General features: G+C 58.2%; 27 protein-coding genes and 1 pseudogene. 17 read left to right on the top strand and 11 right to left on the bottom strand.

Annotated elements, in window-relative coordinates; genetic code table 11:
• Positions 1 to 9: 9 nt before the first annotated feature.
• Together AC3WL8_RS36670 and AC3WL8_RS36665 are read right to left on the bottom strand one after the other, a co-directional pair.
• The gene (locus AC3WL8_RS36670) at positions 10 to 702 is read right to left on the bottom strand and encodes an amino acid ABC transporter permease (protein ID WP_492379931.1); all 693 of its coding nucleotides are present in this window, start codon (positions 700 to 702) and stop codon (positions 10 to 12) included.
• Between the two features lie 57 nt (positions 703 to 759).
• Positions 760 to 1,578: an ABC transporter substrate-binding protein gene (locus AC3WL8_RS36665; protein ID WP_492379930.1), complete on the bottom strand. Its 819-nt coding sequence runs from the start codon at positions 1,576 to 1,578 to the stop codon at positions 760 to 762.
• Positions 1,579 to 1,914: 336 nt separating this feature from the next.
• Here AC3WL8_RS36665 and AC3WL8_RS36660 point away from each other — a divergent pair, with 336 nt between their 5' ends.
• Complete coding sequence (locus tag AC3WL8_RS36660; protein WP_492379929.1) at positions 1,915 to 2,811, top strand: LysR family transcriptional regulator; 897 nt, start codon at positions 1,915 to 1,917, stop codon at positions 2,809 to 2,811.
• A gap of 14 nt (positions 2,812 to 2,825) precedes the next feature.
• On the opposite strand, the gene AC3WL8_RS36655 is transcribed toward AC3WL8_RS36660, so the two are convergent.
• The 6 genes from AC3WL8_RS36655 to AC3WL8_RS36630 all read right to left on the bottom strand — a co-directional run bounded on the left by AC3WL8_RS36655 (position 2,826) and on the right by AC3WL8_RS36630 (position 8,520).
• The gene (locus tag AC3WL8_RS36655) at positions 2,826 to 3,506 is read right to left on the bottom strand and encodes an alpha/beta hydrolase (protein ID WP_492379936.1); all 681 of its coding nucleotides are present in this window, start codon (positions 3,504 to 3,506) and stop codon (positions 2,826 to 2,828) included.
• A 169-nt stretch (positions 3,507 to 3,675) separates the two neighbouring features.
• Positions 3,676 to 4,647 carry a Bug family tripartite tricarboxylate transporter substrate binding protein gene (locus AC3WL8_RS36650; RefSeq protein WP_492379928.1) on the bottom strand — a complete coding sequence of 324 codons (972 nt, stop codon included), beginning with the start codon at positions 4,645 to 4,647 and terminating at the stop codon, positions 3,676 to 3,678.
• A 119-nt stretch (positions 4,648 to 4,766) separates the two neighbouring features.
• Positions 4,767 to 5,759 (bottom strand): succinylglutamate desuccinylase/aspartoacylase family protein, encoded by a 993-nt coding sequence (locus AC3WL8_RS36645; RefSeq protein WP_492379927.1) that lies wholly within the window; start codon positions 5,757 to 5,759, stop codon positions 4,767 to 4,769.
• Between the two features lie 128 nt (positions 5,760 to 5,887).
• Positions 5,888 to 7,357: an aldehyde dehydrogenase gene (locus AC3WL8_RS36640; protein WP_492379926.1), complete on the bottom strand. Its 1,470-nt coding sequence runs from the start codon at positions 7,355 to 7,357 to the stop codon at positions 5,888 to 5,890.
• A 30-nt stretch (positions 7,358 to 7,387) separates the two neighbouring features.
• Positions 7,388 to 7,984, bottom strand: a complete 597-nt coding sequence (locus AC3WL8_RS36635; protein ID WP_492379925.1) for a thiamine pyrophosphate-dependent enzyme — start codon at positions 7,982 to 7,984, stop codon at positions 7,388 to 7,390.
• A 2-nt stretch (positions 7,985 to 7,986) separates the two neighbouring features.
• The gene (locus tag AC3WL8_RS36630) at positions 7,987 to 8,520 is read right to left on the bottom strand and encodes a phosphonopyruvate decarboxylase (protein WP_492379924.1); all 534 of its coding nucleotides are present in this window, start codon (positions 8,518 to 8,520) and stop codon (positions 7,987 to 7,989) included.
• 126 nt (positions 8,521 to 8,646) lie between these two features.
• Between AC3WL8_RS36630 and AC3WL8_RS36625 the strand changes: the two genes are divergently transcribed.
• A complete protein-coding gene (locus tag AC3WL8_RS36625) occupies positions 8,647 to 9,576 on the top strand; it encodes a LysR family transcriptional regulator (RefSeq protein WP_492379923.1) in 930 nt (309 codons plus the stop codon).
• Positions 9,577 to 9,594: 18 nt separating this feature from the next.
• Here AC3WL8_RS36625 and AC3WL8_RS36620 read toward each other — a convergent pair whose 3' ends face one another.
• Positions 9,595 to 9,807 (bottom strand): tripartite tricarboxylate transporter substrate-binding protein, encoded by a 213-nt coding sequence (locus AC3WL8_RS36620; RefSeq protein WP_492379935.1) that lies wholly within the window; start codon positions 9,805 to 9,807, stop codon positions 9,595 to 9,597.
• A gap of 43 nt (positions 9,808 to 9,850) precedes the next feature.
• Between AC3WL8_RS36620 and AC3WL8_RS36615 the strand changes: the two are divergent.
• Positions 9,851 to 10,042: pseudogene (locus AC3WL8_RS36615) on the top strand (MFS transporter); the annotation flags it as partial.
• Positions 10,043 to 10,288: 246 nt separating this feature from the next.
• On the opposite strand, the gene AC3WL8_RS36610 reads toward AC3WL8_RS36615, so the two are convergent.
• A complete protein-coding gene (locus AC3WL8_RS36610) occupies positions 10,289 to 10,957 on the bottom strand; it encodes an RraA family protein (RefSeq protein WP_492379922.1) in 669 nt (222 codons plus the stop codon).
• 119 nt (positions 10,958 to 11,076) lie between these two features.
• Complete coding sequence (locus tag AC3WL8_RS36605; RefSeq protein WP_492379921.1) at positions 11,077 to 12,009, bottom strand: LysR family transcriptional regulator; 933 nt, start codon at positions 12,007 to 12,009, stop codon at positions 11,077 to 11,079.
• Between the two features lie 106 nt (positions 12,010 to 12,115).
• On the opposite strand from AC3WL8_RS36605, the gene AC3WL8_RS36600 reads away from it, so the two are divergent.
• The 14 genes from AC3WL8_RS36600 (at position 12,116) to AC3WL8_RS36535 (ending at position 24,748) form a co-directional block, all read left to right on the top strand.
• Positions 12,116 to 12,784, top strand: a complete 669-nt coding sequence (locus AC3WL8_RS36600) for an RraA family protein (RefSeq protein WP_492379920.1) — start codon at positions 12,116 to 12,118, stop codon at positions 12,782 to 12,784.
• Entirely contained in the window at positions 12,781 to 13,437 is a 657-nt protein-coding gene (locus AC3WL8_RS36595) for an RraA family protein (protein ID WP_492379919.1), read from the top strand. The genes AC3WL8_RS36600 and AC3WL8_RS36595 overlap by 4 nt, the downstream gene beginning before the upstream one ends.
• On the top strand, positions 13,437 to 14,651 hold the full coding sequence (locus tag AC3WL8_RS36590) for a pyridoxal phosphate-dependent aminotransferase (protein ID WP_492379918.1): 1,215 nt from the start codon (positions 13,437 to 13,439) through the stop codon (positions 14,649 to 14,651). The genes AC3WL8_RS36595 and AC3WL8_RS36590 overlap by 1 nt, the downstream gene beginning before the upstream one ends.
• Positions 14,652 to 14,846: 195 nt before the next feature.
• Positions 14,847 to 15,665, top strand: coding sequence for an alpha/beta fold hydrolase (locus AC3WL8_RS36585; protein ID WP_492379917.1), 819 nt, complete (start codon positions 14,847 to 14,849; stop codon positions 15,663 to 15,665).
• A 56-nt stretch (positions 15,666 to 15,721) separates the two neighbouring features.
• A complete protein-coding gene (locus AC3WL8_RS36580; RefSeq protein ID WP_492379916.1) occupies positions 15,722 to 16,630 on the top strand; it encodes a LysR family transcriptional regulator in 909 nt (302 codons plus the stop codon).
• 315 nt (positions 16,631 to 16,945) lie between these two features.
• Positions 16,946 to 17,593, top strand: a complete 648-nt coding sequence (locus tag AC3WL8_RS36575; protein WP_492379915.1) for a hypothetical protein — start codon at positions 16,946 to 16,948, stop codon at positions 17,591 to 17,593.
• Positions 17,593 to 18,918 (top strand): MFS transporter, encoded by a 1,326-nt coding sequence (locus AC3WL8_RS36570; RefSeq protein ID WP_492379914.1) that lies wholly within the window; start codon positions 17,593 to 17,595, stop codon positions 18,916 to 18,918. The genes AC3WL8_RS36575 and AC3WL8_RS36570 overlap by 1 nt, the downstream gene beginning before the upstream one ends.
• A 61-nt stretch (positions 18,919 to 18,979) precedes the next feature.
• Entirely contained in the window at positions 18,980 to 19,681 is a 702-nt protein-coding gene (gene pxpB / locus AC3WL8_RS36565) for a 5-oxoprolinase subunit PxpB (protein WP_492379913.1), read from the top strand.
• A complete protein-coding gene (locus AC3WL8_RS36560) occupies positions 19,678 to 20,661 on the top strand; it encodes a 5-oxoprolinase subunit C family protein (protein ID WP_492379912.1) in 984 nt (327 codons plus the stop codon). The genes pxpB and AC3WL8_RS36560 overlap by 4 nt, the downstream gene beginning before the upstream one ends.
• A gap of 38 nt (positions 20,662 to 20,699) precedes the next feature.
• Positions 20,700 to 21,476: a LamB/YcsF family protein gene (locus AC3WL8_RS36555; protein ID WP_492379911.1), complete on the top strand. Its 777-nt coding sequence runs from the start codon at positions 20,700 to 20,702 to the stop codon at positions 21,474 to 21,476.
• Positions 21,477 to 21,483: 7 nt separating this feature from the next.
• Positions 21,484 to 21,957: an acetyl-CoA carboxylase biotin carboxyl carrier protein gene (gene accB, locus AC3WL8_RS36550; protein ID WP_492379910.1), complete on the top strand. Its 474-nt coding sequence runs from the start codon at positions 21,484 to 21,486 to the stop codon at positions 21,955 to 21,957.
• Positions 21,950 to 23,326, top strand: coding sequence for an acetyl-CoA carboxylase biotin carboxylase subunit (gene accC / locus AC3WL8_RS36545; protein ID WP_492379909.1), 1,377 nt, complete (start codon positions 21,950 to 21,952; stop codon positions 23,324 to 23,326). The genes accB and accC overlap by 8 nt, the downstream gene beginning before the upstream one ends.
• A complete protein-coding gene (locus AC3WL8_RS36540) occupies positions 23,316 to 23,729 on the top strand; it encodes a hypothetical protein (protein WP_492379908.1) in 414 nt (137 codons plus the stop codon). The genes accC and AC3WL8_RS36540 overlap by 11 nt, the downstream gene beginning before the upstream one ends.
• 44 nt (positions 23,730 to 23,773) lie before the next feature.
• Positions 23,774 to 24,748 (top strand): Bug family tripartite tricarboxylate transporter substrate binding protein, encoded by a 975-nt coding sequence (locus AC3WL8_RS36535; RefSeq protein WP_492379907.1) that lies wholly within the window; start codon positions 23,774 to 23,776, stop codon positions 24,746 to 24,748.
• Positions 24,749 to 25,170 lie beyond the last annotated feature (422 nt).

Raw genomic sequence — 25,170 nt, 5'->3', positions numbered from 1 at the left:
TTCCACCGCTCACCTCGCCTTGATTTGGTATCGGCGCTCGAGCGCTGTTCCACCAGTCATGATTAGCAGGGACATCCCCAGGTACACGATCGTCGTGAACAGATAGACCTCGACGGTGCGGAACGTATCGCTCTCTATCTGTCGCGTGACGTATGTCAATTCGAGCACCCCGATGGTCATGGCCAGACTGGTGTTCTTGAACAAGAGGACCGTGTGGCTGATGAGCGGTGGTAACGCGATGCGCATGGCTTGCGGAATGATGACCTTGCGGCAGGACTGCAGATAGGTCATCCCCAACGCACGAGCAGCCTCAAGTTGGGCTTTTGGAATCGAGCGGATGCCACCGCGCAAGTCCTCCGACATGTAGGCCGCCATACACAGCCCGAGGGCGATGAAGGCGAAGACGAACTCGCTGTGGTTTTTGTTGAACCAGTGCTGGACGGAATCCGGCAGAAGCGTGGGGATGCCGAAGTACCAGAGGAAAATCTGAACGAGAATCGGAACACTTTGGTGGTATTCCACGTAAGCCGCCACGGCAGCCTGTGCCCAACGGACATTGCTCAGGCGAATGACCGCGAGAAGCGTTCCCAGCGCTAGCGCAAGCGCCCACGCGAGGACTGCAAGCTCGAGCATCTTCACCACTCCGTCTGCGATGAGCCGGGGGTAATCGCCTTGCAGCAGAATTGAAAAATCCAGTTTCATGCGCGACGTGCAAATGACGTGTGTACAAGGGCCGGCAGCAAGCCGGCCCGCTTGGTGTTAGCCCTTGATTGGCTCAACCTTGAAGTCCCGACGCAACTTGTACTGCGTGCTGCCACCGAGCCATTTGTCGAAAATCTTCTGCGCTTCGCCGGACTTCTCCATCGACTGGAGAACGCCGTTGACATGGCTGGCGAAGGCCCCTTCGTCCTTGCGCATGCCGAGACCCCATTGCTCGTGCATCACCGGCGGCTCCAGAATCTCGATGGGAGTAGCCGGGTCCGCCTGCAGCTTGAACTTGACCAACATCATTTCGCCAAGTGCCAGACCTTCGACGCGGCCTTGCTGGAGCGCCAGGAACGCCGTCGGGGCGTCCTGGAACGTCACAGTGCTCGCCGTGGGAACTGCTTTCTTCACCGCCGTCTCCGAGGTCGAGCCCTTGTTCGCACTGACACGCTTGCCCGCTAGGTCCGTGACCGTCTTGAATCCCTCGGAGCGCTTTACCGCAACCTTTGTCAGGCTCACGTAGTATTGGTCGCTGTACGAAATCTGCTGGGCCCGCTCCGGCGTCCAGCCAAGGGCGGCGGCGAGAATGTCAACACGCCCTTGCTGCAACTCGGGGATGCGCGCCGCGACGGCGATTTGCTTGAGCTCGAGCTTCACGCCCAGGCTTTTGGCGATAGCGGTGCAAAAGTCAACGTCATATCCCTGCACCTCACGCGTTTGCGGATTGCTGAAGCTAAACGGCTCGATGGTTCCAAGAACCCCGCAGACCAGCGTGCCACGCTGCTTGATGTCTGCGAGCTGGTCGGCAAGAGCACTGGTGGCGGTCACAGACAAAGTCAGTGCCGCGATGGCGACGGCTGTAAACCTACGCATTTTCTATCTTCCTCCTGGTCTATGTGGGCAGAACGACCCTCCGCGTCCACAGCTGTTTGCTGCAACTGCCAGAGGGTGAGTGAAACCTGACCTCGTGCGCGGCACTCAGCCGCTAAGGCAATGCGGACGTTGCATTTTCCGCTCGGCGGGCCATCTAAACAGGCCGTACTATTCACCCCTCGCGCAGGGGGATTGGGATCTTCTCCAAGTATTTGCATCGAATTGTTGTCCGAAATTTTGATGGCAAATTACAATTCCAACAAACGACTTTTATCGATGCGAGTCGATGAAAATTAGCAATGCGTTTTACTGGTTTTCCCTAACGAGGTGCATGTTTTGGTTACGTTCAAACAACTTGAGGCCATCTATTGGGTCGTACAGGCAGGAGGATTCGCGCAGGCTGCACTAAAACTGCACACGACACAGTCTGCGGTGTCAAAAAGGGTGCAGGAACTCGAGCAGCTGTTTGACACGCCACTCTTTGACCGAGGCATGCGTACGGCCAGGTTGACTGAGAAAGGCGAAGAGATGTTCGTGCTCGCCCGTGAGTTGCTCGAACACCGCGACACTGCGATGGAGCAGTTCATACGTCACGATGCCCTCGGAAGGCGTGTACGAATCGGTGTTACCGAACTGACGGCAATGACGTGGCTACCGAGGCTGGTCGACCAGATTCAGCATCATTACCCGCGTGTCATCATTGAGCCCGATGTGGATATGAGCATCAATCTACGGGACAAGCTGATGGCTGACGAGCTTGACTTGATGGTCGTGCCTGATGCATATCCTGACCCGCGATTTGCCTCGAAGTTACTCCGTTCAGTCGAGAATGCGTGGATGTGCAAGCCAGGCCTCTTGGATTCCAGGCGGCAGATTAGGATTCACGAGCTTGCCGTACGCCGTCTAGTCGCAGACAAGTCCGGGACCGGCTTGATATATGACAAGTGGTTCAAATCAATAGGCTTTCGTCACAACAATGTCATCGTTAGCAACAGTCTTGTAGCGCTTATTGGAATGGCAGTTTCTGGGCTCGGCGTCAGTTATTTTCCCAAAGATTGTGTTAGCCATCTCGTCGGCGCTGGTAAACTCGAAGTTCTGGATGTGACACCGCCCCTGCCGGATGCAAATTACGTTGCCATGTACAAGGCGGACCAGCGCAGCACGCTCATCGGTTCCATCATCATGCTGGCCCAGGAATGCTGTGATTTCTCCACGCCTTTTCAGTCGACATAGCGGGCTGCGTAACCTTACAAGAACGGCGCTACTACCTCTGGGTCAGGCAAATTATTCAGATAGACCGTGACCACGCGCTCCAGCTGACCAAGCTTTCCAGTAAAGAAGTGATTGGCATCTGGCACCACGACGACAGGTAGTCCCTGCGGCCTAGCCCAATCGAATACCGCGCCGAGTGTTACGCGTTCGTCCTTCTCTCCGTGAACCACCAGAGCAGTTGATGGAACCGGCGGGGTCGCGTAACTTCTCTGTCCTTCAACGGCTCCCCAAGGTGTACCCGCAAGAATGATATGTGGGCATCGGATGCCCTTCGCGTCAAGACTTTGTACCGTACGTGCAATGACGTAGGCCCCGAAGGAAAAGCCGGCAAGAACTAGCGGCAATCCGGGGTACGCCTCACGCAGGTGGTTCACCACTGCGACCATGTCGACGGTCTCACCGTCTCCCCCGTCGTGCTGGCCATCTGAGAAACCCACACCTCGAAAATTGGGACGTATCGCCAGATAGCCTCGGGCGGCAAAGGTTCTCGCCAGCACGTGAGGGACCTTGTGCTCCGCCGAACCACCTTGCAGCGGATGGGGATGAGCGATGACCACGACCCCACAAATCGGCGCCTGGGGCGTATCGACCAGAAGTTCGATGTCGCCCACCTCACCTGGTATCAGAACCCGCTCCGTTCCTGAATGTCGAGCCATTGTCTTCATGCACGTATGCATCGTTCACACTTGAGCGGCAGCTCACGAGACCGTAGCCATCCGCAGAGCTCTTCCCGACCACGTCGGTCGCCATGCTGCGCCAGCACCGGTCCTGATATCGTGCACCACGGGCGCCCAATAATTTCCTTGCCCTTTTTGACAGCCTCAATCAATCGACGTGGGCGCCTGAGTCTTTAACGACCTGCTTCCAGCGTACCACCTCGTCCTTGATGAGCTTGGAGAATTCGGCTCGACTCTGCGGTTGAGCAACGATACCTTGCGCCTCAAGCTGTGCTTGAATCGACTTGTCCATCAGCGCCTTGTTCGTTGCATCATGCAGGGTATCCAGAATTGCTTCCGGCGTTCCCGCTGGCGCGAAAAAGCCGTACCAGGGAGTGACACCAAAGCCGGGTAGGGTCTCACCGACTGTCGGCACATTAGGTAGAGCCTTGAGACGCTCTTTGCTCAGCACTGCTAGCACCTTGAACTGCGCGCTCTTCACGAAGGGCAGAGACGAAGCGAGCGCTTGAAATCCGATAGGTACCTGCCCTCCCATCACTGCTGATGTCATTGCCGGCCCTCCTGCGTAGGGAATATGGACCATCCGGATGTTCGCAGCCTTCTCGAACATGACTGCAGAGAGATGGTTGACGCTTCCGTTGCCTGCAGACGCATATTGCACAGTCTGTGACTTCGCTAGCGCCATTAGCTCCGGCACAGTACTCGCGCCAAAAAAAGACTTGGCTATGAGAAGTAGCGAGCCATCGGCGATTTTTGCAACCGGCGCGAAATCTTGTAGGGGGTCAAATCCGGCATTCGAATAGAGCGCAGGGTTGATGGCATGCCCTACGCTATTCATGAGAATCTTATATCCGTCTGCCTTAGAGCGCGCGACATACCGAATTCCAATATTTCCACCAGCTCCAGGCCTGTTCTCAACTAACACGGGCTGCTTCAACGATTGCGCCATGTGCTGGGCTACGACTCGGGCAATAATGTCGCTCCCTCCTCCCGCCGTTTGCGGGACCACAATCGTTATGGCCTTAGTCGGATACTTCTCCTGTGCTTGTGCGCCAGCGGGGGTCAGGCCGAGGGTGCCAACGATACCGAAGGCGAGCAAGCCAATGGCAAAGATTTTCATTGTGGTCTCCGTTCTTATAATTAAGGGCTATCGTGGTGAGGCAGCCGGAACAGCGGTGCCGATATAGCCGCGCGATAGGGGGCACACATGCTCTGCTTGGCATCTGCGAAGATGCATAACTAGATTGGCTTCCCCAAATGGAGGAGACAATCGCCGCGCTCGCAAATCGCCATAGCACGTTCGCAAACTACGATGCCGTCTGCGGTGAAATGGACTGCCTCAGAGCTTCTCAGCGGACTCTCGGGGAAATAAATGTGGCCCGCCAAGTCGCCCTGCTTGACTAGGTCGCCGAGCATGACGTTGGCCTCGAATAATCCATTCTCGTGCGCGTAAACAAAGCAATCCTTGTCTACGGAGAGGAACTTAACCTCTGGTGGCGGCGGAAGACCTTCCGGCGAAATTACACCGAGCCGCGCAAGTACCCGTAGAACGCCCGACTCGCAAATCTCTCTGTACTCAGGGTTAACCCAAGCACGACCGCCAAGTTCCGTGCCGAGACGTGGGATATTGTTTCGCGCAGCTGCTTCGGAAGAGCTGCCACTGCCCGGGGCGCTCGAGAACATGAGGCCGTAGGGCGCACCGAAGGCCAACAACAACTCTCGCCGCTCTGTCTCAGAAGCGGTCCCTGTTGAAGTGACCGAAGTGGTCGAGGGTAGGTAGTTCAGCGAGGAGCCGCCACTGTGAAGGTCGAACACGAAGTCCGCTCGCGCCATGAGTTCCGATTCGATGAAGTGCGCAATCATTTCGGAGGGGTGGCCGTTAGGATTTCCTGGGTATAGCCGATTCAGATTTCCATCATCTATCGGTGACACACGATGTCCAGCCTTTGCTGCTGGATAGTTCGCCATTGGCACGATGATGAGCTGCCCCTGAATGTCCTGTGGCTGTAGCTTCTGAGCGAGACGCGTCAATGTGACCTGACCTTCGTACTCGTCCCCATGAGTTCCTGCGAGCATCAAGACTGTCTTGCCTGTCCCGTTCTTGATGCTGACAACCGGAATGGGAAGCCATCCATACGCAGAACGGCTTACTGAGTATGGAAGCCTCGCAAATCCCGCGTGCTTGCCACGCTGTTCCAAGTCGAAATCCAGAGAGATTCTGCTCTTCGTCATGACTATGATGTCGTTTTGATGTCGACCGTGCAGAATCGACTCTAATTTCTTATGTGGCCCCGCGGAACTGACTGCATCGAATGGAAGCTTCGCATTTGCCACCGAGCTAAAACTGGCCTAGTCATAGCTCAGCGAATGGTAAACGGATTGCCTGTGGCTGCACCCGTGTTAATCCACACACTCTTCGTTTGCAAATACGACTCAATCGCCGCGATGCCGTTCTCTCTGCCAAGGCCAGAATCCTTGTAACCACCGAAAGGCGACATGAAGCTGACGGCGCGATAGGTATTCACCCATACCGTACCGGCTTGAATCTTCTCGGACATCCGGAATGCGCGACCTATGTCGGATGTCCACACGCCGGCGCCAAGCCCATAGCAACTGTCATTCGCAATGGCGATGGCTTCGTCTTCGTCCTTGAACTTCAGGATGGACAGGACAGGGCCGAAGACTTCCTCTTGCGCGATGCGCGTCTTCGGCGAGACATTTGAGAAAATGGTCGGCTCGACAAACCACCCCTTGCCGCAAGCTGCCGGCTTGCCACCTAGCAGGAGCTGCGCCCCTTCATCCTGAGCAATCTTGATGTAGGACAGCACCTTCTCGAACTGCGCGGGAGTCGTGATAGGTCCCACTTGCGTGGATGCACTCATCGGGTCGCCAAGCTTTGCGGTACTGGCCAGTGCCAGCAACTTCTCGACGAAGTCATCGTGAATGTCTTCCTGCAGCAACAGCCGCGAGCCAGCGATACAGGTCTGCCCGCTCGCGGCGAAGATGCCCGAGACAGCGCCATTGACGGCATCGTCCAGCTTCGCATCATTGAAGACGATGTTCGGCGACTTGCCGCCCAACTCGAGGCTCACATGCTTGAACTGCGCCGCGCACTGCTGGTTGATGACGCGGCCAGTGGCATCGGAGCCCGTGAAGGTTACCTTTTTGACCAAAGGATGGGTCACGAGCGGCGAGCCAACCTCCGCGCCATACCCGGTCACCACGTTGAAGACGCCTGCTGGGAAACCCGCTTCTTCGAACAGAAGCGCAAGCTCCAGTGCGGACACGGACGTGAACTCGGACGGCTTCACGACGACGGTGCAACCCGCGGCGAGAGCGGGCGCGATTTTCCACGCCAGGAGCATCAACGGCGAGTTCCACGGCGTGATGGCCGCCACCACACCCAGGGGCTCGCGTCGCGTGTAGTTGAAGTAGCCCTTCTTGTCCAGGGGAATGACCGAACCTTCAACCTTGTCGGCCAAGCCACCGAAGTAATAGAACCACTGCGGCAGGTACCGCAGCTGAGCGCCCATTTCCGCCAGAAGCTTGCCATTGTCGTGCACCTCGAACTCGGCCAGCCCTTCGGCATCCCTGGCAATCAGGTCACCGAGCTTGCGCAGCAGAGCGCCACGCTGCGTAGCAGTCATCTCCGCCCACGGGCCGGAACGGAAGGCCTTGTCGGCCGCCTGGACGGCGCGGTCAACATCCGCCTCGGTGCCGCGAGCCACTTCGGCCCAGGCCTGCCCTGTATAAGGGTTCTGGGTTTCAAACCAGCGACCCTCGCTCGCATTCACGAAGGTGCCGTTGATGAACATTTGATACTGCTTCATGGCGCAATGCTGTCCGAGTTCGTTGGCAGACTAGAAGGGTGCGAAGCCGAGATGCTGGCGGAAGCGGTTCTTGACGAACGTGCCATCACGCGGCGGCAACGCGCGTTGCGGCTCCTCGGTCGAGATATAGACTTGCGCCACGGTCATGCCCTCAGCCTTCTTGATTTCTTGCGTGAGCTTGCCCAGCTCATCGATGTCCAAAATCTCCAGCGTCGTCGGCACGCCCACCGCTTTTGCCACCTGCGCAAGGTTGGTGCCCAGGCTGGTGTGGCTCTGCTGCATGCCAGTCTCACCGAAGTGACCATTGTCGAGAATCACGATGTTCAGGTTCTTCGGCTTCTGCGCAGCGGCCGTCGCCAGGCTGCCGATGCCCATTAGTTGCTCGCCGTCACCGGTGATGGCGATTACGGTCTTCTCGGGTTGCGCGATGGCAAGTCCGAGAGCGAGCGACGTGGAGCCGCCCATTGCGCCCCACAGGTAGAAGTTGCTAGGACGGTCACCTGCAGCGAAGACGTCGTACGAGGGCGAACCGAGACCGGTTACAACGAGTGCGTCAGGAAATTGCTTGAGCAGTTCAGCAACAAACTTGCGGCGGTCGATGCCTGCCTTGGAGGTCGAGGTAGTCATGTTCAGCGCATCCATTTTTTGCGGCCGATGAGGCTCTGGGACAGGAGAACGGCAACGCGGTTGCCTGCGTCAAAAGCGGAAACCAAGCCGGCGTCGACCAGTTCAGCGGCCTCGTCCGGCGAATTCACGCGATAGACCGTGATGCCCATCAGCTCCAGTGCCTGCTGAGTGGCCAGGCCCATCGGGTTCTGCCAGGGATTGAACTCGGCGTACTCGCCGCGCATGGTCACCAGAGTGAAGAACGGGAACTTGCAGCTCTCCAGCAGCGAGAACATGTTCACGCAGTTGCCGACACCGCTGCTCTGCATCAGCAGCACGGCGCGTTGGCCGCCAAGCCATGCGCCGCTGACGACGCCCACGCCTTCTTCTTCCGTGGTCAGCACCACGTCGCGGATTTCAGGGTCAGCCTTGGCCCGCTTGATGACGTGAGAATGGCCGGCGTCGGGCACATAGGCTACTTGTTGCACGCCATTTTGTTTGAGGACCTGGAAGATGTCCTCTTGCCAGGCAAGAGGCTCAGAGTTGTTTGTCGTCATAGTCGCAAGTTAGGAAAGGGGGACAACGTTTGCTATCATAGAATTGATTGCAACGCATGTTGAAATACAATTATTTGATGCCTGCAATCACAAAGCTGAATACCAATAAAGCGCCTCCGGAGGCATATGGATATCAAGCAACTTCGAGCCCTTCTCGCCATCGCCGAGACAGGAAGCGCCACAAAGGCCGCCGAGCTCCTGCGCATCGTGCAGCCGGCCGTTTCAAGACACGTGCGGCTACTCGAGGAGGAGCTTGGCGTCGAGCTCTTCGAGCGTGAGCGCCACGGCATGGTCCTCACCGACGCCGGGCGGACGCTGGTCGAGTACAGCAGACGAGCCCTGCAGGAGATTGACCGTGCGAAAGCGGAGATTCAGCCCGTAACGGGTCAAATATCAGGTACTGCTGCCATCGGGCTCCTCCCGAGTACATGCGAACTGTTGGCAGCAGAACTCGTTGCCACGGTGAAAGCCAAGCACCCACAACTGGTGGTCCGCATCAATGTCGGTTACGCCGGGAACCTGTTGCAATGGCTCGAGGCCGGCGACGTGGAAGTCGCACTGCTCTACGACACCAAGGGCTCAGCGGCACTGCAGGTTCAAGCTTTGCTCGATGAGCAGCTCTATCTGGTTGGCCCACCTGGCAGCCTCTCGCAAGGCGCGCCGCAAACTGTGGAAGGTTTCCGGGATCTGCCACTCGTTTTACCGAATGCACTGCATGGACTTCGCAGCGTGGTTGAGCATGCTTGCGCTGTCGCAGGCATCACCCCTACGATTGCAGTGGAGACCAACTCCCTGAATGTCCAGAAGAACCTGGTCGCCAAAGGCTTTGGCTACACCGTGCTACCAAGCTCCGCGGTCTCCGAGGAGATGGAGAATGGCATCCTTGCGGGCGCACCAGTCGTCTCGCCCAACCTCTCCCGCCGCATCGTGCTCGCGCGCTCCACTACTCGCCGGCTGACGCCCGCGGCAAGCTTCGCTTCTGCAGAGCTGGTAGCGCTGATGCGGCGACTGGTACTTGATGGGGCTTGGCCAGGTGCGTCATGGGTTAGTGCCTGACAACGCGGCGGTAACAGGTCAGTCAAGCTCGATGTTCGCAGCCTTGATGACCTCGGCCCACCGACGTGTCTCCGCCTGAACAAACTTGGCCGCCTTGTCCGCATTGGAATCCACAATCGGCTGCACGCCAATCTTCTCCATGCGCTGACGTACCTCAGGGTCCTTGACGGCCGACTGCAATGCAGCGCTCAGCTTCTCCACGACTGGAGCCGGCGAGCCTCGCGGCACCATCACCATGTTCCAGAGGGAAGTTTCATAGTTCGGGTAGCCCGGCCGCGCTAACGGGCAAAGCTTCACGTACAACTTTGGCCGCGGTATCGGGGCATTGTTTCCGAGTCTCGTGGGGCACCTCAGCCAATCTACCAGCCTTGCGACAGCAATCTTCATATTCGCAGGTGCGGCGTATGGTGCGGTCTTTCTGATGACCCTCCTCTTACCAGAAACGAAGGGGCAGGCACTTGAGTAGCATCCTGGTGCGGAGCCCCGTACTGAAGTTTCAGACCGCATAGGAAACGCGACGGCCCTTTCCTCGCTCTCAGCATCATGGCTAGTTGCAAGGGAGAGGGCACTTTAGCTTGGAGCAGCGGCGCTGAGCACATCCCGCGCTGCGATTGTCAGTAATGAGGGACGGTCTCAAGGTGCTATGGAAACGCCCTGATTGTCGAACGCTGGGGAGGCGAACGCAATCGCCTTCCCTCGCATCATTCCCAACTTAGTACAGCCCGTGGGGCTCGAGCACCTTGCGAAGCCACTCTTGCTCTCTCACGCCTGTCGCAATTTCGGCCATGATTTTTTCTTCGTTCTTCGCCGTTATGGCGACTGCTTCCAGGAGTGCCTGTGCCTGGGATACAGGAAATGCGACCACGCCATCCTCATCTCCAACAACGACGTCGCCGGGGTAGACAATTTGGCCGCCAATCGACACCGGAACATTCATTGCACCGGGACCCATTTTGTAGGGCCCTCGATGGCTGATGTCCCTCGCGAAGCAAGGAAAATCTGACTCATAGAACGCCGCGGTGTCGCGAATTGCCCCATCCAGAACAAAGCCGGCGCAGCCCCGCGCCGCTGCGTATTGCATGATGAGCTCACCCACCAGCGCATTCGTACAATCTCCGCCCCCGTCGACGACCAGGACATGGCCTGGTTGCAACTCCATCAACGCCTTGTAAATCAGCAGATTGTCGCCAGGTCGAGCCTTGACCGTGATGGCGGTACCAACCAGCTTTCGGCTACGGTTGAACCGCTTCAGACCCGTCACACCAGAAAGGCGCTGTAGGTTGTCGCTGATGTGCGGAGTTACCACGTTCCGAAATGCCTCGATAACTTCGGCGGGCGCGAGAGCCGGAACGGGGTTGACGGTTAGGCTAGAGGTTGCCACAAGAGTCTCCTGGTAAGAATCGGGGGGATATGCGAACTCTCGGGCAACATCACACGGCTGTAAATTCCAAATACCGGATTGATTCGATACGCCAAACCTATGGATAGGACTTGAATACCCTACCCAGCCTGGCGCTGCCGCCGTTGTCTCGACGTGGCGACTTTGCCACTCGACAGGATGTCGATAGCAGCTTCGACTGCAGGACTCTGTCTGCTTTTCGACCAGGCCATTGCAGTGGTAACTACATTGACCGCCTCCTTCAGCGGGCGGACAACAACACTCTCTGGAGCGGCCTTCTTCATGGATGACGGCACAAGCGCAATACCCTGCCCACATCCGACAAAAGCCACTTGCGTGGCAACGGTTCGCACTTCATGGAGTATTCGGGGAGAAAAGCCAGCAGCCCAACATGTCGCGATGATGCTGTCGAAGTACGTCGGGCTTACAGCACGAGAGAAGATGACAAAGGGTTCGTCAGACAGACTTGCAAGGCGAACCCTAGGCATGTCCGCAAACCTATGGGTCTTCGGCAGGGCAACTGCCAGCCGATCCTGCTTTAGTGGAACCGCACCAATTGTTGTCCCCATATCGCCTTCAAGGCGAGCAAAAGCCAGGTCGATGTCGCCCCGCTCCAGCGCTGGCACTGCATCGACGCTATCTATCTCCGTGACCGAGACCGTCAACTGAGGGAATCTCCTTCCAAGTTCGTCAATTAGAGCTGGCAGCGTATCAACGAGCGCAGAAGATATGGCGCCGATGGATAGCACGCCGGTGCTGCCTGCGATTGCCTCTTGCACGGCCAGTTCTAGTCGGTCCAGTTGCTCGGCAAACTTCCGAACCGCAGGCAGAATTGCCGCCCCAATTGGAGTCAGAGTCGCCCCCTTCCTGCCGCGCTCAAAGAGCTTCACCTTGAGTGCTTGCTCGAGCACCTGAATCTGCTCGGATAAAGGGGGCTGGGACATCCCCAGCCGCTTCGCGGCGCGCCCAAAATTTCCCTCTTCGGCCACCGCGAGGAAGAGATAGAGGTGGCGAACAAGCCGGAAGTTAATCATGACGATTGATAGGTTTGGCGTATGGAAAGGTTACTGGATTCGGAATTTACATTTCGAACTCTAGCGCCGACAGTAAGGCCATGGCAACCCAACACCCCCTCTCATCATGAGTACTCCGTCCCTGCTGGACCGCCTTGCATCGCTCGATACCAACACGGTGTCCGATGCTCTGGATTTCCTGAACCTCCCTGGCGCGACCTATGGCATTCGCCCTCTCTGGGATTGCCCAAAGATTGTTGGCCGTGCGAGCACCATTCAACTGGGCCCCAAGACCGATGCAAAGCCGACTGTGCATCTCATCACGCCCGTCGTTGCACAAATCCGGACGGACGACCGCATTCTCGTCATCGCCGGTGGCCAGGAAGGTATCTCGTGCTGGGGTGACATCCTCGCCAACGCGTCTGCGGCAAAGAAGGTACGAGGCTCGGTCATTGACGGTGTTAGTCGCGATATTGAAGGCAGCGAGTCCATTGGGTATCCCGTGTTCGGCCGTGGCGTCACGATGATTAGCGCGCGCAACCGCGTGGTGCAAGTCGACGCCGGAAAGCCCGTAACGTTCGCGGGTGTGGTGGTCAACGAAGACGACTATGTCATCGCTGACCGTTGTGGCACCGTGTTCGTCCCCGCAAATCGAATCGAAGAAGTGCTCGACCTGGGCGAACGCATTGCGCGTCGTCAGGACGGCATGGTGAAGGCCGTGCGTTCTGGACGCTCTGTCGAAGAAGTCATGCACGACAAGGAATTCGAAGCCATCAACAGCAAGGAAGCAAAATGACTGACAAGGAACTGGTAGCCCTTTTCGAGGGTCTGGACACCCCTGGCGTATCGGACGCGATGGACCGCCTTGGTCTGCCCGGTCAATGCCTGGGTATCGCCCCGCTGGACAACTACCGTAAGCCTGTGGTCGGCCCCGCCTTCACGGTTAAATACGTGTCGGCCAGCATCCCTCCCGGTACTGTCGGTGACTTCATCGACGATGTGCAGTCCGGGGACATCATCGTCATCGACAACGACGGCCGCACGGACTGCACGGTGTGGGGCGACATCATGACACAGTATGCTGGCGCTCGCGGCATCGCTGGCACCGTGATTGACGGCGTCTGCCGCGACGTGACGAAGGCTCTCGGCGACGGCTATCCGCTCTTTACGCGCGGCCGGTTCATGCGTACCGGCAAGGACCGCGTGCAAGTTGAATCCGTGAACACGCCTGTTTCCGTGGGGACCGCCCGCGTTTGTGCTCGCGACATCGTCGTGGCAGACGCCAATGGCGTTGTCGTTATCCCGCGCGAGCGTGCAAAGGAAGTCGCTGAACTTGCCCGTAAGATCGAGGACGTCGAATCGCAGATTCGCAAGCACATTGCCAACGGTAAGACGCTGGGTCAAGCCCGTGAAGCTCTTGGTTACCACACCTTGCAGAGGAAGGCGTGATGGCAGCCGAGCAACAGCGCTTAAACGTGAATCTTGCCAACGCCCAACCGTCGGCAACGTACCGCATGATGGACCGCGTCGCCGCCAAGCGTGCGACCGGTGCGAAAATCATCTCTCTGAGTGCCGGAGAGCCCGATTTCGACACGCCGAGTCACATTTGTGAGGCGGCCATCGGTGCCATTCGCAGCGGCCATACCCGTTACACGCAGGTAGCTGGACTGCGTGCCCTTCGGGAGGCCATCGCCGAGAAGTTCAAACGCGAGAACGGACTCGATGTCAGCTGGCAAGAGACGATCGTCTGTTCGGGCGGCAAGCAGGTCATCTACAACGCCCTGGCAGCCACGTTGAACACCGGTGACGAGGTCATCGTGCCCGCTCCGTACTGGGTGAGCTATCCCGAGATGGTCCAACTGTGCGGCGCTACACCGGTGGTCGTACCGTGCGGCGCCGACGTGGGCTTCAAACTGACGTCTGAAGCGTTGAGCAACGCTATCACGCCGAAGACCCGCTGGCTGATTCTTAACTCTCCATCGAATCCGACTGGCGCCGTCTACTCGCAAGCAGAATTGGCCGGCCTGGCCGAAGTACTACTGGCTCATCCTCATGTACTGGTGCTGTCGGACGACATCTACGAGCACCTGACCTTCGACGGTGCAAAGTTCCATACGATGGCCCAGGTGGAACCGCGTCTCAAGGACCGGACGCTAACGATGAATGGCGTGTCCAAGGCGTATGCCATGACGGGCTGGCGCATCGGCTTCGGTACTGGGCCAGCATGGTTGCTCGAGGCGATGGAGAAGCTTCAAGGCCAGCAAACCTCTGGCGCGTCCTCAATCTCGCAGCACGCTGCTCTCGCCGCGCTCCAAGGCCCCCAAGATTTCATCCACGACTCGAAGGCTGTATTCCAGGCTCGCCGGGACATGATGGTGGACCTGCTGAACAACACGCCGGGACTTGGCTGTGCTGTGCCGGGCGGCGCGTTCTACGCATTTGCATCCTGCGAAGGTCTGCTTGGCAAAACCACACCTGGCGGCACACTGCTGCGTACGGACGAGGACGTTGCGCTCGCTCTGCTCGAAGAAGCAAACGTCGCGGTGGTGCACGGTTCAGCTTTCGGACTGGGACCATACATCCGCATCGCATACGCCTTGGACAATGATTCCCTGCGCAAGGCGTGCGAAGCCATTCGTCAGTTTTGCCTGTCTCTTGATTGAGATAAAAGGGAGGGTCAGTGATATCTCTCGCCCTGCTTCGCAGTCTCCCGATGTCGTCGCACAGTTGCGCAGAGCCAATGACGATGAAGCCCGCACAGTTCCGTACTTTGATTGGCACCGATATTCGGAAGTGGTCTGAGGCCGTCAAGCTGTCAGGTGCCACAGTCGACTAAGAATCAAACTATCATCCCTACAATGACGATGAACAGAGATACCCGGAAGGAAACCATAGCACTTGAGGTAGACGGCGTAGCGCTCAAAATCGCGGCCATTGGTCGTCAGGGCGACCTCGCGCCAATCGTGTTCTTGCACGGGTTCGGCTCGACGAAAGAAGACTACGCGGACATCGCCATCAATCGTGCCTTCGCGGGCCGTCCGTTCCTTGCATATGACGCGCCTGGCTGCGGGGAAACGGCCTGTGGTGACCTTCGGAAGGTCAGCATTCCCTTTCTGGTTGAGACAGCCAAAGCAATGCTGGCTCATGCGGGTATCGACCGTTTCCACTTGGTCGGGCACTCCATGGGCGGACTCACTGCGCTGATGCTCGCACATGAACTGCCTGACCGCATTTTGAGTTTCATCGACATCGAAGGCAATGTCGCGCCGGAAGACTGCTTTTTGAGCAGACAGATTGTGGACTTCCCCGCTGACGACCCTCAGGCATTCTTCAACGAGTTCATCGACCGGAACTGGCACTCCTCTCAGTACTCTTCGCCGCTCTACGCCGCGAGTCTCCGTCACAAGGTTCGTGCACAGGCAGTGTCGGGCATCTTCACGTCAATGGTGCATTTGTCGGACCACGGTGCCCTCATGAACAAGTTCTTATCGCTTCCTTTCCCACGGATGTTCATGTACGGCGAGCAAAACAGTCATTTAACTTACCTGCCGCTGTTGGCAGAGTCTGGCGTAGAACTTGCTGAGATAAGTGATTGCGCACACTTTCCGATGTACTCTAACCCAGTGGAAATGTGGCGGCGCATCGATAGGTTTCTCACAGGCGCCGAGCGCAGCTGACACGCTCTGGCGCCATCGTCCCGCCACAGCGGCATGAAACCGAGCTCTGTCTTCATATGAACACTCGCTTTCTTGAGAGCTTCATCCTTGTTGTGCAGTTGGGTAGCTTTCGCGCCGCTGCCGACAAGCTCCACATTACACAAGCCACGATTTCGAATCGGATTGCATCGCTGGAGGAGGAGATTGGCGCCCGAGTCTTCTCCCGTGACGCAGGAGACTTGCGCCTCACACCGGTAGGGATGAGGCTGATTCCGCTTGGCGAGCGCGTTCTCGAGATGCAGAAGTACATTATGCAGCTCGGCCAGTCAGACCAGAACGTACTTGGCAGCGTCCGCATCGGCGCAATTGACACTGTGGTCCACACCTGGCTTGTGGGATTCATCGAGCACCTCCAGTCCTCCTATCCAGGCATAGAGGTCCAACTAAGCTCCGAGTCCACTGACCGGCTGAACAAGAGTCTCCGTGACGGCGACGTAGACATCGCTCTACAGACCGACCAATTGGCCGGAGACGGTGTGGTTAGTACGACCTGTTTGCCAATGGGTGTGGGATGGGTAGGGCCAGGTGGGAAAGGCGAGCGCAAAGTTGACGTCCGAGAGCTGCTCGCCCAACCCGTGGTCACAATGAGCCGTGGCTCACAACCTTACCTGGTCCTCAAGGACGTGTACCGGCGTGCAGGCGTTCCCATGGGAAAGGTGCACTGCGTAAATTCCGTTGCCGCACTTGCTCGACTGGTGCGGAGCGGCCTCGGGAATGCACTGATTCCACTGCCTCCTGTTCGTGAGGAGGTTGTTCGAGGCGAGCTGCGGATTATCGAAACTGACATGCAGCTTCCCCCTCAGGGACTTATTGTCAGCTATCTCGAAAGTCGTGAATCCGACGCTATCCGACTGGTCGCTGAATTGGCTTGCCAAGAAGCAGACCGATTTATGCGCTCGATGCCGGCACCTTTCTCGCCGCAATAACAAGCGCTACCTCTCCAACACCCAGCCTCTCCTCGGCAGTGCACGTCTTCATTCGCTAGGGAATTACCCTGAGCACCCCATGCCCCCTAATAGGAGAAAGGGCCTCCATGGTCGGGCCCAAATAGGGATTACCCTCATCGGACAAGCTCGGTGAGCCACTTTATGCACCAATAACGCCCAGCCTTACGACTGCTCTGGTGCATCAACCCTTAAGGGTCGAAAGAAATCCTATTGGACGGTCGAAAAAATTCCCGTTTGTCCCTGACCGGCTCACCTCAGTAGCATTCATATAACCAAAACGAGCGAGGTGAGGAAATGGCAGAAAGCGAGTTCGGCATGCTTTTCGTGGCATCGGATATTAGCCCCGATGACGAAAGTGATTTTAATGCCTGGTACGACCGCGAACACATCGAAGAGCGCGTTCGCATGGAGGGAGTTATTTCCGCAGCTCGTTATATGGCAGTTACGGGTCGACCGAAATACCTCGGGCTCTACTGGGCAGAATCGATTGGGGTATTCGCCTCAGCTGCATACTCCCACGCCTTCAAGAACCAAACTCCCTGGTCCGTGAAGGTCCTGCCGAAGATGCTCCGCCCAACGCGCCGCATTGGCGAAGTTTCCGCGGATGTCGGTCAAGGCAGCGGCGGTTGGGTTGCGGTGCTCCCACTGAACGCTGCATCTTCCGATGTTGAGGAGAAGTGCACGAACGTCGGAGCCCTCTTGGCGGAGGACATCGCCTTCGTCCGCTCGTACCTCATCACCCCGAATGACGAGCTTAGCCGCCCGCTTCCGCTGGAGGACCTTGCCACGCGTGAAATGCGTCCGCTCTACATCGTCGAAAGCAGCAGCTCCGCGTCAAACGAAGCCGCGCTGCGTCACGCCATCGAAGCCCTTCCCTGTTCGCCAGCTGATGCGGCCCGCTATCAGCTGACGTGGAAGCTGTCCCGTGAGGAGTTGAAGTAATGGACAACGCAACCACTTTTACGGCCACTGCCGAGTCGACTCATGATGCGGCACCGCGCCAGAAGATGCGACGCCTGGCTGCAGCCAGTTCAATCGGTACGACGCTGGAATGGTACGACTTCACGGTCTACAACCTCATGGCGGCGCTTGTCTTCAACAGCGTGTTCTTTCCGTCGGTGGACCCATTGTCGGGGACCATCCTGGCCTTCTCCACCTACGCCGTTGGCTACCTGTCGCGGCCGTTCGGCGGAATTGTATTTGGGCACCTTGGCGACAAGCTTGGCCGCCGCTTCGTCCTGGTTGCAACGCTGGTACTAATGGGAGCATCAACCGGTCTCATGGGTATGTTGCCGACCTATGAAGCGTGGGGCATCTGGAGTCCGATTCTGCTGGTGGCGCTTCGCTTTCTCCAAGGTGTATCGATTGGCGGAGAGTGGGCAGGTGCGGTCCTGCTTTCGATGGAGCACGGCAGTCAGCACCAGCGCGGGCGCAACGCGTCTTTCGCTCAGGTTGGACCTGCTTGCGGCACGCTCTTGGGCGCCGGCTTCATTACTTTCTTCTCATTCTTCCTCCCGACGGAAGCGTTCCACGATTGGGGGTGGCGCATTCCGTTCCTCTCGAGCGTAGGCCTGGTTGCATTCGGCCTCTGGCTGCGCCGCGGCGTGGATGAAACGCCGATGTTCGAGCAACTCGAGCAGGGTCACAGCAAAGCCGAGATGCCGCTGAAGGAGGTCGTTCAGATCCACTGGCGTCGCCTTCTGATTGCAGGTGGCGTGCGAATCGGGTCGGACATCGTGTACGGTCTGCTCGTCGTCTTCACGCTTACCTACGTGACGACGGTCCTGAACCTGCCGCGCTCGCTGGCGCTGACAGCAACCATGCTGGGCGCGGCCCTCCATGCCGTTGCGGTGCCACTCTTCGGAGCACTCAGCGACAAGCTCGGCCGGAAGATTGTTTATGGGGCAGGTGCAGTGCTGTCGATTGGCTGGGCATTCGCGTATTTCGCGCTGATGAACACCCTCAACCCCGTGAACGTCTGTATCGCTGTCGTGGTTGGCATGTTGTTCCAAGCCATGATGTACGGACCACAAGCCGCCTTTGTTACGGAGCAGTTCCCGACGCGCGTCCGATATGCGGGAGCCTCTCTGGCAGCAACGCTGGGCGGCATTATTGGTGGCGGATTCGCACCCCTGGTCTTCGCCAGCCTATACAAGACTTATCAGTCGCCCACAACTCTCTCGCTCTACATCGGAGCCGGCCTGCTGGTCACCCTGGCCAGCCTGCTCGTGGCCAAGGAGACGGCTCACAAGCCGTTGGAACACTGACCAGTCCCGGCCGCTGCATTACTGCGCGGCCGGACCCTGAATCGCAATCGGTATTTCAAGCATGACGCTCACCCTGGAACTGGCAGAGCCCGACAACACCGTCGCTGCCCGCATTCACCCTGCGGGCTCTGGCGCGCTCTTGCTCGACGCTTCCACCGGCGCTTTTGACAACGATGTCCAGTCACTCCTGCTTTCGCTCGCCACTAAGCTGCGTCAACGTTTAGGGAAAGCGACCTCGCGTGAAGTAGTGCTCGGCGTCAACAACCTTCTCCTTATGTTCGACCCGCTCCAGCTTCACCCACGGAAAGCGGAGTCGCTCATGCGCCAGCTATGGGAATCTGCGACCCCATCACACCGCACAGGAAAGCATTTCGACATCCCCGTGACATACGGCGGCGAGTATGGCGAGGACTTGCAGGACCTCGCAGACGGCGCCGCACTCACCATCGAAGAGTATGTCCGTCGGCATAGCGCCGCTGTGTACACAGTAGCGTGCGTTGGCTCGATGCCCGGATTTGCCTATATGACTGGCCTTCCCGAAGAACTTTCAGTTCCCCGCCGAAGCACTCCACGTATGAAGGTTCAAAAGGGTTCTGTGATTGTGGGCGGCAGCCAGGCCGGCGTCATGCCGTGCACCGCACCCTCTGGGTGGCATCTCGTCGGCATCACCCAGCGAGAGATGTTCGACGCAGCCCAAGACAGTCCGTGCCTGCTTGCCCCAGGAGACACAGTGAGGTTCAGCATCAAGGAGATTTTGGCGTGATAGAGATTCTTTCGAATGGCGCGCCGAACGTAGTGCAGGACTTGGGACGCTACGGATGCCTGAGTTTCGGCGTCAGTCGCAGCGGCGCCATGGACCCTTTGGCCTTGTCCATCGGCAACGCGCTGGTGGGGAATGACCGTGGGGAAGCAGGCATCGAAATCAATCTGTTCCCATTCCGCGTCAAATTCTACGAGGACACGCGTTTTGCCGTAACCGGGGCCGACGTCAAGGCAAGCCTGGACGAGCAGCGTCTCGCTCCCTGGTGGGGCCGCACAGCGTCCGCGGGGCAAACACTCGTCATCGAGCGCCCCCGCAGCGGGGCCCGAGCTTATTTGACCATCGGTGGCGGCATCAATGTCAAACCAATCATGGGCTCAAAGTCCACGGACCTCAAAGGGGCGTTCGGTGGCGCGGCGGGACGCGGCTTGATGCGTGGGGACCGCCTGGACATCGGCAATGAGCAATCGCGCACCGACCGACCCTGGAAGGTCGGACTCGGCGTGGTTCCAAAGGGCTTGCTCGAGTACTGGGACGAACTGAGCACGAAGTGCATCACCGTTCGTGTGCTGCCTGCAGCCGAGTTTGAGCGCTTTACGTCCGACTCTCAGACGACATTCCTCCAGGAAGAATTCAAGGTGACACCGGACGCAAATCGCGTCGGGTATCGATTAAGCGGCCCTGTGCTCACCCAGTCACAGCACGTCGAACTGCTGTCGCACGGCATCGTAGCGGGCACCATCCAAGTCCCGCCGTCAGGCCAAGCCATTGTTCAGCTTGCGGAAGCCAATACCTGCGGGGGCTATCCGAAGATTGCAACCGTGATTGAGGCCGACCTGTGGAAGCTTTCCCAAGCTCCTATTGGGTGCGGCATTCGATTCACTCTCACCGACATCGATACCGCCGTGGCTGCGCTTCAAACGAGACGCGACGAGGAACTAAGGATTCGGGACACCTTAGCCATGATGGCTGGGCGCGCCTAGTTGGCCGCCTCACAAACCTCAACAAGGAATCGAGAATCATGAACACACAGAGCAACGCTATCGAAGTTGACCTCAACTCGGACATGGGTGAGGGCTTTGGCGCTTATCGCATGGGCGATGATGCTGCCATCCTCGAGATTGTCACCTCGGCCAATGTCGCTTGTGGAATGCACGCCGGCGACCCCGAAATCATGGCAAAGACTTTCGCCCTAGCAAAGGCTCGTGGCGTCGCTGTCGGTGCTCACCCTGGCTTCCCTGACCTGTGGGGCTTTGGCCGTCGTGTCATCCCTTTCACGCACGGCGAAATCGAGCGCCTGGTTGCGTACCAGATTGGTGCAGCTCAAGCACTGTCGCGATATGCTGATCACCCAATTACGTACGTCAAGGCTCACGGCGCACTCGGAAACCTGACACAGACTGATGAAGCTGTAGCGACAGCTATCGCACGCGCAATCAAAGCAGTTGACCCGAACCTCATCTGTATGACCTTTGCCGGCGCCGTTATGGAGCGTGTGGCTTCCGAGATGGGCCTGGCTGTGCGGCGTGAGGTCTTCGCAGACCGTGCATACACCGAGGAAGGTAACCTCGTACATCGGTCCGTGCCCGGCGCAGTTCTACACGATGGCGACGAGGCGGCTGCCCGCATGCTGCGGATGGTCCAGGCCGGCGCCATTGAGACCGTTTCCGGAAGGCTACTCCCCGTCCAGATTGACACCATCTGCGTACATAGCGACACACCGGGAGCCATTCAGATGGCGGCAAAAGTCCGGAGCACGCTCAAGGCAGCCGGCATCGTCGTCAAGTCTTTCAGCTGAGGAATACATGGACCTGAAGTTCGTGGAAACGCTGGTCGGCGTCCTTGAACGCTCAGCGGCGCTCAGCGAAATCGATTACAGCGACGGCCAGCGACAAGTGACGCTGAAGCGGAGCTCATCATTCCCTAGCTCTACCGCCGAGGTGCCCCAACAACCTGTCACAGAACGGTCGCCTACCCCGGCGGAGACAGTCGCAGCCGCTAAGGCTTCTGCGGAGCCGGCAACTAGTCATAGTGTCCTTGCGGGGATGACTGGCACGTTCTACCGGTCTCCTGCCCCGAACCAACCCTCGTTCGTATCAATCGGCGACCTCGTCGAGGAAGGTCAAACCTTGGCAATTGTCGAAGCCATGAAGCTACTCAACCCGATTGAAGCCGACCGTGCTGGACGGGTTTCGGAGATTCTCGTTGATGACGGAGCAGCTGTGTCTGCCGACACGCCGCTCTTTGTCATCGAGGACGTGGAGGGAGCCCATGTTTGACACTGTCCTCATAGCTAACCGCGGTGAGATTGCACTGAGAATCCAGCGTGCATGTCGCAAGCTCGGACTCAAGACTGTCGCGGCACACTCCGAGGCAGATGCGACGTTGCGACATGTGGCCTTGGCTGACCAGACGATTTGCATCGGTCCCGCTCCGTCGTCGAAAAGCTACCTCAATCAGCAAGAGATTCTTCTCGCGGCGAAGGCTACGGGCGCGGGAGCAGTTCACCCCGGTTATGGCTTTCTGTCCGAGAACGCGTCATTTGCTGCGGCAGTAGAGAGCGCTGGGCTCATTTTTGTCGGACCGACCTCCGAATCCATTCGGCTGATGGGGGACAAAGTCACTGCCAAGCAGGCCATGGCAGAGGCAGGTGTTCCCTGCGTACCTGGCTCGGATGGCCCACTGCCAGACGAGCCTGACCGCGTTATCGACATTGCAGCCCGCGTGGGGTACCCACTGATTGTAAAGGCAGCGGGCGGTGGCGGAGGTAGAGGTATGCGTGTCGTCGAGAGCCCTACTGAGTTGGTCAATGCGGTAGCCATGACGCGGGAGGAAGCCGGCCGCGCGTTCGGGAATCCTACTGTCTATCTGGAGCGGTATCTGAAGACGCCGCGCCACATCGAAATCCAGATTTTGGCCGACATGCACGGCAATGCCGTCTGGCTGGGTGAGCGAGACTGCTCCACCCAACGACGTCACCAGAAACTCATTGAAGAGTCCCCGGCACCAGGTATCGCCCGAAGCGAGATTGCAAGGATTGGAGAGCTCTGCGCGCAAGCGTGCGTCCAGATTGGATACCGCGGCGCTGGCACGTTCGAGTTCCTGTACGAGGACGGTGAGTTCTTCTTCATCGAGATGAACACGCGTGTTCAGGTCGAACACCCCGTGACGGAGCTCGTCACCGGCGTTGACATCGTCGCTGAACAGCTTCGCATTGCGCGCGGCGAGAAGCTCAGTGTGAAACAGTGCGATGTCTCCTTTTCTGGCCATTCCATTGAATGTCGCATCAACGCCGAGCATCCGTGGAAATTCACGCCCTGCCCCGGCGAAATCCTCGACTGGATTGCACCCGGTGGGCCGGGTGTCCGGGTGGAGTCGCACGTGTACCCGGGATATGTCGTGCCACCGCACTATGACTCCCTCATTGCGAAGCTCCTGGTACATGGCGCCACTCGAGATGAGGCCATTGCGCGAATGAAGACTGCGCTTGACGAGGTTCAGATTGAAGGGATTCAGACAACCGTGCCATTACATCGCAAGTTGATGGAGGAATCAGCTTTTGCCGCTGGTGGCGCCGACATCCACTACCTGGAGAGACTGCTATCGCATTGGGATGCAGCTGCAAAGGGAGGCAGTCATGAACACTGAACAGCTTGACTCGCTGGTCGCGACACTTGAGCGAGCTGGGGTTTCGGAGTTGACATACGGTGACGGCGCTCGAACCTTGACACTACGCTTTGCCGACGTGGCCGAACCGCTGAGCGATGCACGTAGGACGACTGTAAAAACCAGCGCGGTCATCGCCTCCCAACCTGCGCAGCGCAAGGAAGTCCTATCTGCCGCAACGGGTACGTTCAGCCGAAGACACCCTCTCGCGGCTGACGCATCTATCCATGAGGTCAAGCAGGGCGACCACGTGGGCTACCTGACTATTGACTCGGTACTGAGCGCCATCATTGCTCCGGCCGATGGGATGGCTGGAAACCAGCTTGTGGACGACGGCGAAACTGTTGGGTACGGCGACGCCGTTCTCGAACTCCACGACGCGTAGTGCGCCCTCACACCATATCCTGCATCCCCTGAAAGGACGACGTCATGAAACGCCTTACCACTGCTTTAGTAGTTGCCGCTGCTTCCATAGTTTGCGGACCCATCATCGCCAATGCCGCTGACTATCCCTACAAGCCAATCCGCCTACTGGTTCCCTATCCCCCGGGTGGTTCTACCGATGGCGTGGCGCGCCTGGTCGGCCAGAAGCTGGCCGCCAAGCTTGGCCAGCCGGTCGTGGTCGATAATCGGCCGGGTGCCAGCGAAGCCATCGCGGCAAGCGCGGTGGCAAAGTCGGCTCCGGATGGGTACACGTTGCTCTTCGCAACGATGACTGGCTTGTCTGTCAATCCAAGCCTGTACAGCAAACTTAGCTACGACCCGGCAAAGGACTTCGCCCCAATCATCCAGGTCACCTCAATTCCGAGCGTGATGGTGGTGAATCCCAGCGTGCCCGTCAACTCCATGTCCGACCTTGCTCGTTACCTGAAGACCCGTCCTTCTTCCGAGGGCTACGCGTCTGCTGGGAACGGCACGCCCAGCCATCTAGGGATGGAACTGTACAAGAAGGCGACCAACACAAGCATTGTCCATGTGCCATACAAGGGCGGTGCTCCGGCGCTGCAAGACCTCATGGCGGGGCAGGTACAAGTCATGATGGCGCTCGCGCCTGAGGCGATGCCACTCGTCAAGGGCGGCAAGCTCAAAGCGCTGGCCATTACGACGTCAAAGCGGGCAACAGCATATCCCGAGCTTCCGACCGTATCCGAAAGCGGCTTGCCAGGCTTCGAAATGATTTTCTGGCAGGCGCTGGTCGCCCCGGCGGGCACGCCCAAGGAAATCACATCCAAACTAAACAAAACCATCAACGATATTCTCGCCGAGCCGGGGATTAAGCGTCGTCTTCTTGAAATGGACCTGGAGCCTGCAGGCGGTAGCCAAGAAGCGTTGGAAAGTCTGATGCGCACCCAGGCAGGAAAGTGGAAGAAGGTCGTCTTGGACGCCGGCATCAAACTAGATTGACACCTTCCACACCGGCGTGATGGCACGAGCGTTCCGCGCGCGAAAGTGACTCCTCTGCGACCATCCACGGTAGCGTAGAAGCAACTGCCGGTACGAGGACATGCCAGTGTAGCTCTTGGTACATTCGATTTGGTTATGCATGTAATACCCGATTCGGAATGCACATTCGAAGGAACGTCATAAAAACTTCCCAACGGATTTCTTCTGGCACCCAAAGGTGGGGACGGAATCCTTTGGATGGCGCGAGCGATAGAGCTTCTAAAACACAGAAGCTTGAGACGGCGGTGTCGTGTGGGGCGCCAGCCGTGGAGGTGTCAGGAATTCTGTGTGCTGAGGTCGGTTAATTAAATCTCAGCGTAGGGCGTTGGTGAAGCGGTCACCGAAGAGAATGGCGAACTGGTTGGCCGCTTGTTTCCAGGTGA

This window comes from Cupriavidus sp. FW305-F7, assembly GCF_058782875.1.
Note: the sequence above shows the minus strand (reverse complement) of the source record. Positions and strands in the feature narration are given on the sequence as shown.

What these genes read in the sequence shown, in the direction of transcription:
- AC3WL8_RS36600 (WP_492379920.1), top strand. Translation starts at nt 12,116, where the DNA reads ATGAGTACTCCGTCCCTGCTGGACCGCCTTGCATCGCTCGATACCAAC.
- AC3WL8_RS36670 (WP_492379931.1), bottom strand. Translation starts at nt 702, where the DNA reads ATGAAACTGGATTTTTCAATTCTGCTGCAAGGCGATTACCCCCGGCTC.
- AC3WL8_RS36595 (WP_492379919.1), top strand. Translation starts at nt 12,781, where the DNA reads ATGACTGACAAGGAACTGGTAGCCCTTTTCGAGGGTCTGGACACCCCT.
- AC3WL8_RS36640 (WP_492379926.1), bottom strand. Translation starts at nt 7,357, where the DNA reads ATGAAGCAGTATCAAATGTTCATCAACGGCACCTTCGTGAATGCGAGC.
- AC3WL8_RS36625 (WP_492379923.1), top strand. Translation starts at nt 8,647, where the DNA reads ATGGATATCAAGCAACTTCGAGCCCTTCTCGCCATCGCCGAGACAGGA.
- AC3WL8_RS36570 (WP_492379914.1), top strand. Translation starts at nt 17,593, where the DNA reads ATGGACAACGCAACCACTTTTACGGCCACTGCCGAGTCGACTCATGAT.
- AC3WL8_RS36655 (WP_492379936.1), bottom strand. Translation starts at nt 3,506, where the DNA reads ATGGCTCGACATTCAGGAACGGAGCGGGTTCTGATACCAGGTGAGGTG.
- accC (WP_492379909.1), top strand. Translation starts at nt 21,950, where the DNA reads ATGTTTGACACTGTCCTCATAGCTAACCGCGGTGAGATTGCACTGAGA.
- AC3WL8_RS36590 (WP_492379918.1), top strand. Translation starts at nt 13,437, where the DNA reads ATGGCAGCCGAGCAACAGCGCTTAAACGTGAATCTTGCCAACGCCCAA.
- accB (WP_492379910.1), top strand. Translation starts at nt 21,484, where the DNA reads ATGGACCTGAAGTTCGTGGAAACGCTGGTCGGCGTCCTTGAACGCTCA.
- AC3WL8_RS36665 (WP_492379930.1), bottom strand. Translation starts at nt 1,578, where the DNA reads ATGCGTAGGTTTACAGCCGTCGCCATCGCGGCACTGACTTTGTCTGTG.
- AC3WL8_RS36575 (WP_492379915.1), top strand. Translation starts at nt 16,946, where the DNA reads ATGGCAGAAAGCGAGTTCGGCATGCTTTTCGTGGCATCGGATATTAGC.
- AC3WL8_RS36585 (WP_492379917.1), top strand. Translation starts at nt 14,847, where the DNA reads ATGACGATGAACAGAGATACCCGGAAGGAAACCATAGCACTTGAGGTA.
- pxpB (WP_492379913.1), top strand. Translation starts at nt 18,980, where the DNA reads ATGACGCTCACCCTGGAACTGGCAGAGCCCGACAACACCGTCGCTGCC.
- AC3WL8_RS36635 (WP_492379925.1), bottom strand. Translation starts at nt 7,984, where the DNA reads ATGACTACCTCGACCTCCAAGGCAGGCATCGACCGCCGCAAGTTTGTT.
- AC3WL8_RS36605 (WP_492379921.1), bottom strand. Translation starts at nt 12,009, where the DNA reads ATGATTAACTTCCGGCTTGTTCGCCACCTCTATCTCTTCCTCGCGGTG.
- AC3WL8_RS36535 (WP_492379907.1), top strand. Translation starts at nt 23,774, where the DNA reads ATGAAACGCCTTACCACTGCTTTAGTAGTTGCCGCTGCTTCCATAGTT.
- AC3WL8_RS36630 (WP_492379924.1), bottom strand. Translation starts at nt 8,520, where the DNA reads ATGACGACAAACAACTCTGAGCCTCTTGCCTGGCAAGAGGACATCTTC.
- AC3WL8_RS36645 (WP_492379927.1), bottom strand. Translation starts at nt 5,759, where the DNA reads ATGACGAAGAGCAGAATCTCTCTGGATTTCGACTTGGAACAGCGTGGC.
- AC3WL8_RS36580 (WP_492379916.1), top strand. Translation starts at nt 15,722, where the DNA reads ATGAACACTCGCTTTCTTGAGAGCTTCATCCTTGTTGTGCAGTTGGGT.
- AC3WL8_RS36620 (WP_492379935.1), bottom strand. Translation starts at nt 9,807, where the DNA reads ATGGTGCCGCGAGGCTCGCCGGCTCCAGTCGTGGAGAAGCTGAGCGCT.
- AC3WL8_RS36650 (WP_492379928.1), bottom strand. Translation starts at nt 4,647, where the DNA reads ATGAAAATCTTTGCCATTGGCTTGCTCGCCTTCGGTATCGTTGGCACC.
- AC3WL8_RS36540 (WP_492379908.1), top strand. Translation starts at nt 23,316, where the DNA reads ATGAACACTGAACAGCTTGACTCGCTGGTCGCGACACTTGAGCGAGCT.
- AC3WL8_RS36555 (WP_492379911.1), top strand. Translation starts at nt 20,700, where the DNA reads ATGAACACACAGAGCAACGCTATCGAAGTTGACCTCAACTCGGACATG.